This window comes from Paraburkholderia sp. SIMBA_053, assembly GCF_046534895.1.
Taxonomy (GTDB): domain Bacteria; phylum Pseudomonadota; class Gammaproteobacteria; order Burkholderiales; family Burkholderiaceae; genus Paraburkholderia; species Paraburkholderia caledonica.
In genome coordinates this window covers 1-256 of sequence record NZ_JAWRXU010001118.1, presented here as the reverse complement: position 1 = coordinate 256, position 256 = coordinate 1, and the positions used below count along the sequence as shown (strand labels likewise).

At 62.5% G+C, this 256-nt stretch carries 1 pseudogene; it reads right to left on the bottom strand.

The features are described from left to right. Nucleotides 1-181: 181 nt before the first annotated feature. A pseudogene (locus SB753_RS39110) lies at nucleotides 182-256 on the bottom strand (HAD family phosphatase); the annotation flags it as partial.

Genomic DNA, 256 nt, shown 5'->3' with positions numbered 1-256 from the left:
AATCTGCGCGACCCGAAGTTCAAGCTCAATGAAAGCGTGATGACCGAGCTGCGTGCGAACTTCGCGAAGGCGCTCGGGGTCAGCGCCGAGGGCGTCGCGAAGGGCGCGGGTGAAACGGTGAAAGGGCTTGGGAACGCGCTGAAGAATTTGCTGGGACAGTGAGGCCCGCTTCAGCGCGGTCTTATACGGGAAGACCCAGTTCCCGGAGTTTCGCTTCGGTTTGCGCGGCGTTCGTGTGGTGTACGCCGTGCCAGCC